At 63.2% G+C, this 9814-nt stretch carries 7 protein-coding genes and 2 pseudogenes; 7 read left to right on the top strand and 2 right to left on the bottom strand.

Annotation, left to right across the window (positions count from 1 at the left end; translation table 11 throughout):
* A pseudogene (locus EOA29_RS42985) lies at positions 1-111 on the top strand (IS630 family transposase); the annotation flags it as partial.
* Positions 112-350: 239 nt separating this feature from the next.
* Positions 351-719, top strand: coding sequence for a hypothetical protein (locus tag EOA29_RS14440; protein WP_126091549.1), 369 nt, complete (start codon positions 351-353; stop codon positions 717-719).
* A 33-nt stretch (positions 720-752) separates the two neighbouring features.
* On the opposite strand, the gene EOA29_RS14435 is transcribed toward EOA29_RS14440, so the two are convergent.
* Complete coding sequence (locus EOA29_RS14435) at positions 753-968, bottom strand: hypothetical protein (protein ID WP_126091550.1); 216 nt, start codon at positions 966-968, stop codon at positions 753-755.
* A gap of 596 nt (positions 969-1564) precedes the next feature.
* Between EOA29_RS14435 and EOA29_RS14430 the strand changes: the two genes are divergently transcribed.
* A complete protein-coding gene (locus tag EOA29_RS14430) occupies positions 1565-2383 on the top strand; it encodes a DUF2865 domain-containing protein (RefSeq protein WP_245464855.1) in 819 nt (272 codons plus the stop codon).
* A gap of 36 nt (positions 2384-2419) precedes the next feature.
* Here the strand turns inward: EOA29_RS14430 and EOA29_RS14425 are convergent, their stop codons facing one another.
* Positions 2420-2767, bottom strand: coding sequence for a hypothetical protein (locus EOA29_RS14425; protein ID WP_245464856.1), 348 nt, complete (start codon positions 2765-2767; stop codon positions 2420-2422).
* 291 nt (positions 2768-3058) lie between these two features.
* On the opposite strand from EOA29_RS14425, the gene EOA29_RS14420 reads away from it, so the two are divergent.
* The 4 genes and pseudogenes from EOA29_RS14420 to EOA29_RS14405 all read left to right on the top strand — a co-directional run.
* Positions 3059-6478 carry a response regulator gene (locus EOA29_RS14420; RefSeq protein WP_127221063.1) on the top strand — a complete coding sequence of 1140 codons (3420 nt, stop codon included), beginning with the start codon at positions 3059-3061 and terminating at the stop codon, positions 6476-6478.
* A 750-nt stretch (positions 6479-7228) separates the two neighbouring features.
* Positions 7229-8287 (top strand): phosphate ABC transporter substrate-binding protein PstS, encoded by a 1059-nt coding sequence (gene pstS, locus EOA29_RS14415; RefSeq protein WP_126091554.1) that lies wholly within the window; start codon positions 7229-7231, stop codon positions 8285-8287.
* Positions 8288-8353: 66 nt separating this feature from the next.
* A complete protein-coding gene (pstC, locus tag EOA29_RS14410; protein ID WP_126091555.1) occupies positions 8354-9340 on the top strand; it encodes a phosphate ABC transporter permease subunit PstC in 987 nt (328 codons plus the stop codon).
* 3 nt (positions 9341-9343) lie between these two features.
* Positions 9344-9814, top strand: a pseudogene (locus EOA29_RS14405) (phosphate ABC transporter permease PtsA); the annotation flags it as partial.

Below are 9814 nucleotides of genomic sequence, written 5' to 3'. Positions count from 1 at the left end.
GCCATCAGAACCATCGACGCCCTGTGGCAGGCCATCGGCGATATCTGCAATCTCTTCTCTCCAACAGAATGCAGAAACTACTTCACTGCCGCAGGCTATGGACTCACATGAAAGTCCGCCGCTCTAGTGGTACGGTCCTCGCCGTGACCACGGATGTACTGGCGCGATGCCGAGGCGAGGAAAGGTCGGCTCAGCGCCGGCCTTTTGCTTTTTGCTTTTCCGCGACGCCCATGCCAGCATCACGACGGCATAATTTTGCCGGCTCCAGCCCGGTTGAAATCCTATTGTCATCCTCCTGGTTGATCGTACCATGCCACCAGGCGAGCGGGCGATGATGACGAGGACCCGCCATGAGAAGCACGGCAAGATTTTCGGCGATCGTTGGGGCTCTGCTGGCAGCGCCTTTTCCGGCGAGCGCCGCATCGCTCAATACCATGAACGAGGTCGGCGCCGCTCTGCAGGCGTGCTGGACACCGCCCGCCAATTCCGGGAACGCCTCGGTCACCTTGAGCTTCAGCTTCAAGCGCGACGGCACGCTGATCGGCCCGCCGAAGCCAACAGCGATCAAGGTCGGCGGCGATGACAAGGCGCGGCAGGCCTATGTCGACGCGGCGACCGCCGCCCTGCGAAACTGCCTGCCGCTCAGCTTTTCGCCTGCACTGGCGCAAGGAATTGCCGGCAACGTCTTCACGCTTCAGTTCAATTCGCCAAAGCAATAGCGAGCACCTGCATCGTCGCTACGCGGACCGCCGTCAGCGTGCGGCTTGCCTTGCGGTGACGTGCTTTTCCAGTTCCGGCATCTCGAAGACATAGTCGTTCCAGGCCGATTCCGGAATCTGTCCGGCCAGGTAGCATTCCAGCAGCAGATTCTGCTCCGGTGTCAGATGCCTCGGCGCCCGCTCGTGATCCAGTCCAAGCGAGTGGATCAGGTTCCGGGTCAGGCCAGAGACGGTGAAGTGAATGGACATCCTCAGTCTCCCTCGCGCTGGACAGATAACGTGAAATGCCGGTCAGAGTTTCATCAGCAGTCCGTGATCGCAGGCGCGGTGCGACCGACACCGGGCATCGGCTGGAGCGGTTCAGCTTTTCACAGAATTGCTGACCCGCTCTAAAGCGCGTCGCGATCTTTCAGATTCGCTTCTGCGCTTTAGGTCTTTTTTTGCGCATGTCTTTTCCCGAAACCGGTCCCACTTTCGGGAGGCATGCTTTAAATATTTGTTTTTAAGCAATTCCGAACGGAAACCGCTGCGCACTCCTGGAATTGCTCCAGCTGCGGAAAAGTCTTTCGGCTACTGTCTCAATCTTGAAATGAAAATGTAATATTCATTTTACAGCACTGAGCATAACACCTATACAGTAAGGTCAACTGAGGTGTTTTACCATACTAATATCGCAATAAACTCATTTAGTCAAAGCTTGTATTAGGTTAGAGCTTGAGATGGGTTTGAGGTGGCAATCAATGGCACGTCTGCGATTCCTCACGACCTCCCTCCTGGCTGTTACTGCGTTGGTGGCATTTGCAGCGGTTTCTCACGCTGATCCTTGCGGCGTACTCAGAAGCCAGATGCTTACCGGACGCGGCACGGCCAATCCCGAGCTTGCCCAGCTGCGGCGTCAGCTTGCCGCGATCCAGGGCATCGAAAGGCAGCGCCGCTGCACCGCCAGCAGCGCGATGGGCGGCTTCTTCAACGCCTGCGCCGACCTTGCCAGGAGCAGGGCCGAGGTGCAGCGACGGATCGCCGGCATCGGCAATTCGGGCCGCGACGATCCGCAGGCGAGATATGCCGCGCTCGGCTGCCAGTCGGCGCCCAAACGGCAGCCCGCGGCCAAGCCGCAATCTTCCGACACGACGTTCGGCAGCAATGCGATGCTGTTTTGCGTGCGCCTTTCGGACGGCTACTTCTTCCCGGCGCCGAACTCGCAATTCACGCAAGGCGCCGATCTCAAGGACACGGTCGATCAGTGTCGCTATATCTGCGACGATCCCAGCGTCGATCTCTATACGCTGGGCGATCCGAACCTCGAGACCGACCAGATGGTCGCGGTCGACACGCGCAAGCCATATAAGGAGCTTCCAACGGCTTTCCGGTATCGCGACGACGCCAGCTTCAAGGCTTGCGACCTCAAGCGCTACCATCAGCGCGTGGCCGAGCTCAGGGCGCGCACCGTGACGCCGGGCAACATGCAGAACGCCATCATCCCGTTGCCGACGGCAAAGCCCGATCTCGGGACGGTTTCGGATATTCCGTCACCCGCGGCAGCGGATGCAAAGGTCCGTGCGACCGCAGCCGAAACCGGGGCGGCGGAAGACCAGGCGCCGACCATGCCGGCCGGATCGCGGCCGGTGCGGATGATCGGCCCTGCCTTTTTCCCGGCGGATTGATCCCGGCCGGCGGCTTCGACCGCCAGTGCTGGGGAACTAGTCGCATACGACGCGAAAGCGTTTGCCGGGCTCGCTGACATTGTGGCAGGCCAGCGCCTTCTCCGGGCCGGAAGATGCATCCGGCAACTGCGTATCCACTGGCCGCATTGCCGGCGGTGGCTTCCGATATCTGCGCGGCGCCGATCTTGCCGGCTCGGGAGGCGCCGGAAAGACGCCGGCTGCCACCGGCGGCGGGCTCACTTGCGCCTGCTGCGGAGGCTTGTCCCAGACACGCCTGACGTCGAGCTGTCGCGGAATGATCACCGTACCGTCGTCGCTGCGCGCGCAGCCGGTGGCCGCAAGCAGCACCGGGCAGAGAACGAGAGATAGAATTCGACCGAACATCAGCAGCACCCCCGGCTAATTTATAACCCGGCAGCGGCTGGATCGCCAACGGACGGATTACCGCAGCGAGCATCGGACCAGCGTCTGACTAGAGCCGCGAAACGGATTCGGGCAACGCGCTTTGGTTCTGCTTTACGCATGTCGTTTCCCCCAAACCGCTGCACGCTTTTGGGCGACATGCGTTAACGGCGTCGGATGCGTTCGGTTGCGAATCGTTAAGGTTAGCGGATCGTTAATGCTTGTCGGGCACATTCCGCCGACGAACTGGCGAGGTTCGGCCTGGGGGTAGGAATGGCTGATACGGACGGGACGGTCGGTGCGCGCGGCCCGCGCGATTTCGAAGGCGCGGTTGGGCGCGGCGAGGCAGCGGTCGCCGGCGCCCAGGATCAGCATGCGGCCGCGACTTCGGAGGCGCTCGTCAATCTTCGCCGGATGGTCGATTCGATGCCGATCGGCGTCGTCGTCCTCGACGCCGACCTCAAGGCGGAGATCATCAACCGCGCCTTCTACGACTTCTGGAAGATCGATCCGCGTCGCGCCACGGTCGGCTGCGGTTTTCGCGAGCTGATGGAAGCAAGCCGCGACGCCGATCCCTATGGCGTCGACGAGGCGGAATGGCAGCGCCACATCGCTCAGCGCGAGGCGGAAATCCGGGCGGGCCTTGCCGGCTCCCGGCAGTTGCCGCGCAACGACGGCCGCACGCTGATCGCCTCGCTGGCGCCGCTTGCCGGGGGCAAGCGGCTGATCTCCTATGTCGACATCACCGACATGAAGCATCGCGAAACCGAGGCCGACGATGCACGCAAGAACCTCGCAACGGTGCTCGAATCGCTGCCGGCGGGCGTCATCATCTATGATCGGGACGATAAATTCGTCTTCGCCAACCGCAAGCTGCAGGATACGTTGCCGGCGCTGAAACCGGTCTGGCAGCCAGGCCGCACCTTTCGCGAGGCGCTCGCTCTCGGCCATTCCGTCGGCTATTTCCGGTCGAGCGGCGACGTCGAGATCGACAACCTCTACAGCGTCGACAAAGAACGCTGGCTCGACGCCATACTCGGGCGTTACCACTTGCCCAATTCACACTATGAGCGGCTCAATCCCGACGGGCGCTGGTACCAGGTCTACGACATGCGCACCGACGACGGCACGTTCATCGGCGTGCGTGTCGACATCTCCGACATCAAGGCGCGCGAGAAGGCGCTGCGCGATTCGATGCGCCAGATCGACCTTTACCGGCATGTCATGGACGAATTGCCGGTGGCCGCCTTCATCAAGGCCGAGGATCTGAGCATCGAGTTCGTCAACAAGGCCTGGTGCGCGCTGACCGGCCTTCCAAAGGAAGACGTCATAGGCAAGACGGACCGCCAGCTTTTCGCTGCCGGGGACGCCCAAAGCTACAGCCAGGACGACACCGAGGTCATTGCGACCGGCAAGGGGCGCGAAGTCGAGGAACCCGTCACCCATCGCGACGGCACGGTGCGGCAATTGATGACGCGCAAGAGCCGGCTGGTGGCCCTCGACGGATCGGTGCACCTGGTCGGTTCCAGCACCGACATCACCGATGTCAAGGCGCGAGAGCGGGCGCTCAAGGAAAGCATGAGCGAGAACGAGGTTTTCCGCAGCCTCATCGACAACGTGCCGGTGTCGATCTACGCCAAGCGCTCGGATCTGAGGCAATTCTACGTCAACAAGGGCTGGTGCGACCTCACCGGCTTCAGCAAGGAAGAGGCGATCGGCAAGACCGACGTCGAGATCTTCGGCGCGGACGGCGAAGCCTTCGTGGCGGGCGACCTCGCGGTGCTGCGCACCGGCGAGACGCAGGAGGTCGAGGAGAAGGTGACGCTGTCCGACGGCAGTGTGCGCCATCAGTTCGCGCGCAAGGGCGCAATGATCGCCTCCGACGGCTCGCTCTACCTGATCGGGTCGACCACGGATATAACAGAGCTGAAACAGCGCGAGGTCGAGCTCAGCGAGGCACGCCAGCGCGCCGTGCTGGCCGACCGCGCCAAGTCGGAATTCCTGGCCAATATGAGCCACGAAATCCGCACACCGATGAACGGCGTGCTCGGCATGGCCGAGCTGCTCGCCAAATCCGCTCTCGATTCGAAGCAGAAGACGTTCACCGACATCATCGTCAAATCCGGCAACGCCCTGCTCACCATCATCAACGACATCCTCGACTTCTCCAAGATCGACGCCGGCCAGCTCGTGCTCGACCCGGCGCCCTTTAATCTCGCCGAGGCGATCGAGGATGTGGCGACGCTGGTCTCGACGCGCGCCAAGGAGAAGGACCTCGAGCTCATCGTCCGCGTCCAGCCCGGGCTCGACGGGCAGTTCGTCGGCGATGTCGGCCGCCTCAGGCAGATCGTCACCAACCTGCTCGGCAATGCGGTGAAGTTCACCGACGAAGGCCACGTGCTGGTCGACGTCACCGGCGAGCGGGTTCCGGCCGGCACCAGGCTCACCATCTCGATCACCGACACGGGCATCGGCATTCCCGAGGACAAGCTGAAGCTGGTGTTCGAGAAGTTCAGCCAGGTCGACACCTCCTCGACCAGGCGGCACGAGGGCACCGGGCTCGGCCTTGCCATCACCTCGCGGCTGGTCGAGATGATGGGCGGCGAGATCAGCGTCGACAGCGCCGAGGGCAAAGGCTCGACATTCTGGTTCACCGTCACGCTGCCGCGGGCCGCGCAGGGCGGGCAGCGCATCATGCCGGTCGACGTCACCGGGGCGCGTGTGCTGATCGTCGACGACAATGCCGTCAACCGCTCGATCCTCAGCGAGCAGATGGCGTCGTGGACCTTCGATTCCTGCGCGGCCGAAAGCGGCGCCGAGGGACTGAAGGTGCTGATTGCCGCCGCCGCTTACGGCGTGCCTGTCGATTGCGTCGTGCTCGACTACCAGATGCCGGGCATGACCGGCGCCGAAATGGCGCGCATCGTGCGCAACACCGCCGGCCTCGCGCATACGCCGATCATCATGCTGACCTCGGTCGACCAGTCGCTGGCCAATGCCACCTATCGCGATCTCGGCATCGACGCGCAGCTGATCAAGCCGGCGCGCTCCTCCATCCTCTTGGAGACGCTGGTCGCCACCATCCAGCGTCATCGCCACGGCACGACGGCCGCCCAGCCGCCGCTAATAGCGGGCGCCGGTCCCGCGCATGGCGCGCCGCAGGCATCGCAGGCGCAGGCGCCCGCGGCGGCGCCGCAGGCATCGCAGGCGCAGGCGCCCGCGGCGGCGTCGGATCGTGCCCTGCTGCAGCCGCCGCCCGTCCGCGCGCGACCGCGTCCGGCCGGCGTGGAGCGTGGGCTCGACATCCTCGTCGCTGAGGACAATGAGGTGAACCAACTGGTGTTCACGCAGATCCTCGGCGAGACCCGCTATCATTTCGAGATCGTCGGCAACGGCCGCAAGGCGCTCGATGCTTTCGGCAAGCTCAATCCGCGCATGATCCTGATGGATGTGTCGATGCCGGAGATGAACGGACTGGAGGCGACCGCGGCCATCCGCCGGCTCGAAGCGGAGATAGGGACGCATGTGCCGATCGTCGGCGTCACCGCGCACGCGCTGAAAGGGGACCGCGAGCGCTGCCTGGAAGCCGGCATGGACGATTACCTGCCGAAGCCGATCAGCCCGAAGGCGCTGCTCGAGAAGCTCGAAAGATGGCTCGGCCCGGACGCGGAGGTCCGACGTAGCGCCAGCTAAAGCGCGTCGCGACGAGGCGGATTCAGGCGACGCGCTTTAAGTCTTTGTTTGATGCATGTCGTTCTCCCAAAACCGCTGCGCACTTTTGGGCGACATGCATTAAGCAATTCCAGGAAAAGTGTGTAACGGTTTTCCGTCCGGAATTGCGCAAAATCAAACATTTAGAGCGGATCAGCGATTCTGTGAAAAGCTGAGCCGCTCTAAGCAATTCCAGGAAAAGTGTGTAACGGTTTTCCGTCCGGAATTGCGTAAAAACAGATAGCTCCCTTCCGCAGTAGCCCGCCGTCAGCCGGCAGACGTATGGTGTGATCGCACCATACCAAAGCGAAGCCAAGCAAGGACAATAGGAGCTGTCGATTCCGCCCCTCGGTTACGGGCGGGAGCAGCGACCGCCGGCATAGAAACAGCGTCGACTCTACCCCAACGGACCCTGTTTTCGGCGATGGCTAGGCCATGATCCGCTCTGGCATTCGGGCAACGCGCTCTCGTCCGGATTTTATTTCCCGGCGGCCGAGATCCGGCCGCCGGGACAAATTTTCAATTTGAAAGTCAGACAAGTTACTGATTCCCGCGGCAAACTCCCGGCTGCTCGGCGGAGCCGGCCGCAGACCCCTTCCAGACAACCCCGTCCAGACGTTACCGGGCTGACACGAAACTGTCATGCGACTGTAATAATCGGGAGCTATTGCGCTCACCGGGCGCCGGTAGACCGGGTGCCAAAAGACCATATTCCGAACAGGAGCAGGCCACATGAGACATTTCATCCGCTCGGCGGCCGTTGCGATTGCAATGGCTGCGGCATCCACCCTTTCGATCTCCGCCGCGATGGCCGCCGACATCTCCGGCGCCGGCGCCACCTTCCCCTATCCGATCTATGCCAAGTGGGCCGACGCCTACAAAAAGGAGACCGGCACCGGCCTCAACTACCAGTCGATCGGCTCCGGCGGCGGCATCAAGCAGATCAAGGCCAAGACCGTGACCTTCGGCGCTTCCGATGCGCCGCTGAAGGGCGACGAGCTCGACTCCACCGGGCTGGCACAATTCCCGATGGTGATGGGCGGCATCGTTCCGGTCGTCAACCTCGAAGGTGTCAAGCCGGGCGAGCTCGTGCTCGACGGTCCGACGCTGGCCGACATCTTCATCGGCAAGATCACCAACTGGAATGACGAGGCGATCAAGAAGCTCAACCCCGACGTCAAGCTGCCCGACCAGGCGATTGCGGTCGTCCACCGTTCGGACGGCTCGGGCACCACGTTCAACTTCAGCTACTATCTCGGCGACGTCAGCGCCGATTGGAAGTCGAAGGTCGGCGTCGACAAGGCGCTCGAGTGGCCGGTGGGCATCGGCGCCAAGGGCAATGAGGGCGTCGCCAACAACGTGTCGCAGACCGGCGGCGCCATCGGCTATGTCGAATACGCCTATGCCAAGCAGAACAAGCTCACCTATACCGACTTGATCAACAAGGATGGCAAGAAGGTCGAGCCGACCGCCGCGGCGTTCTCGGCCGCCGCGGCCAATGCCGACTGGAGCTCGCAGCCGGGCTACGGCGTCATCCTGGCCAACCAGGCTGGCGCCGAATCCTGGCCGATGACCTCCGCCACCTGGATCCTCGTCTACAAGAAGCCCGACGATGCAGCGGCCACCGGCGAAGCGCTCAAGTTCTTCGCCTGGTCCTACGCCAAGGGCGACGACATGGCTGCCGAGCTCGACTATGTTCCGATGCCCGACGCGGTCGTGAAGAGCGTCGAGGATATGTGGGGCAAGGATATCGTCGACAGCAACGGCAAGCCGATCTTCTCCGGCATGTAATTCTTACGGAATGAGGAGGGCGCTTGCGGCGCCCTCCTGTCTCTCTTCCGAAATGCGAGGGGCTAAATGACTGCCGTTTCCGAAGCCGTGACGTCGTCCGCCATGCGGACCAGAGAAGCGACGGTGCGCCGCTTCGCCTTCACCGACATGGCCTTCCGGGCGGCCACGCGCGCTTCCGCCATCCTCGTGCTGGTGCTGCTTGGCGGGGTCGCCATCTCGCTGATCGCCGGCTCGTGGGAGGCGCTGTCGAAGTTCGGCGTATCCTTCCTGACGACCGAATCCTGGAATCCGGTCACCGAGAACTTCGGCGCGCTGGCCCCGATCTACGGCACCATAGTCACTTCGGCCATCGCCATCATCATCGCCGTGCCGATCGGCATCGGCATCGCCGTCTTCCTGACCGAGCTCTGCCCGCGGCCGCTCCGGCGCCCGATCGGCATTGCGGTCGAGCTGCTCGCCGGCATCCCCTCGATCATCTACGGCATCTGGGGCCTGTTCGTCTTCGCGCCGTTCCTGCAGACGACGGTGCAGCCCTTCATCATCAGTCTTTTCCACGGCATACCGGGCCTCTCCAGCTTGTTCGCCGGTCCGCCCTACGGCATCGGCCTGCTCACGTCGTCGTTGATCCTCGCCATCATGGTGCTGCCCTTCATCACCTCGATCACCAAGGACGTGTTCGACACGGTGCCGGCGGTGCTGAAGGAATCGGCCTGCGGCATAGGCTGCACGACCTGGGAGGTGACCCGGCGCGTGGTCATCCCCTATACCCGCGTCGGCATCATGGGCGGCGTCATGCTCGGTCTCGGCCGCGCGCTCGGCGAGACGATGGCCGTCACCTTCGTGATCGGCAATGCGCACCGCATCAGCGCCTCGCTATTCGCGCCGGGCACGACGATCTCGGCGACCATCGCCAACGAATTCACCGAGGCCGACGGCGCGCTTTACACCTCCTCGCTGGTGGCGCTCGGCCTGATCCTGTTCATCATCACCTTCATCATCCTCGCGCTCGCACGCTACATGCTGTTGCGCATCGATAGCCGCACGGGAGCCTGACCGATGTCGACCGCCACGTCGCTCTACCGAAGCCGCAAGCGCAAGAACGCCGTGATGATGGCGCTGTGCGTCATCGCTGCCGGAATCGGCCTCGCCTGGCTGGCGCTGATCCTCGGCGCGCTGCTCTACAAGGGGCTCTCCGGCGTCTCGCTGGCCGTGTTCACCGAAATGACGCCGCCGCCCGGCGACGCCGGCGGCCTGCTCAACGCCATCTACGGCAGCATCGTGATGACCATCATCGGCATCATCGTCGGCACGCCGATCGGCGTGCTCGCCGGAACCTATATGGCCGAGTACGGGCGCTTCTCGCGGCTGACCACGGTGGTGCGCTTCATCAACGACATCCTCTTGTCGGCGCCGTCGATCATCGTCGGCCTGTTCGTCTATGAGCTGCTGGTGCGGCCGATGGGCCACTTCTCGGCGATCGCCGGCGCGGTCGCGCTGTCCATCCTGGTGATCCCCGTCGTGGTGCGC

It is taken from the genome of Mesorhizobium sp. M1E.F.Ca.ET.063.01.1.1 (assembly GCF_003998155.1).
Taxonomy (GTDB): Bacteria; Pseudomonadota; Alphaproteobacteria; order Rhizobiales; family Rhizobiaceae; genus Mesorhizobium.
Note: the sequence above shows the minus strand (reverse complement) of the source record. Positions and strands in the feature narration are given on the sequence as shown.

Bases quoted from the DNA above. Each gene is read 5' to 3' on its own strand.
- EOA29_RS14430 (WP_245464855.1), top strand. From the start codon at position 1,565: ATGCTTACCGGACGCGGCACGGCCAATCCCGAGCTTGCCCAGCTGCGG.
- pstC (WP_126091555.1), top strand. From the start codon at position 8,354: ATGACTGCCGTTTCCGAAGCCGTGACGTCGTCCGCCATGCGGACCAGA.
- EOA29_RS14425 (WP_245464856.1), bottom strand. From the start codon at position 2,767: ATGTTCGGTCGAATTCTATCTCTCGTTCTCTGCCCGGTGCTGCTTGCG.
- pstS (WP_126091554.1), top strand. From the start codon at position 7,229: ATGAGACATTTCATCCGCTCGGCGGCCGTTGCGATTGCAATGGCTGCG.
- EOA29_RS14440 (WP_126091549.1), top strand. From the start codon at position 351: ATGAGAAGCACGGCAAGATTTTCGGCGATCGTTGGGGCTCTGCTGGCA.
- EOA29_RS14435 (WP_126091550.1), bottom strand. From the start codon at position 968: ATGTCCATTCACTTCACCGTCTCTGGCCTGACCCGGAACCTGATCCAC.
- EOA29_RS14420 (WP_127221063.1), top strand. From the start codon at position 3,059: ATGGCTGATACGGACGGGACGGTCGGTGCGCGCGGCCCGCGCGATTTC.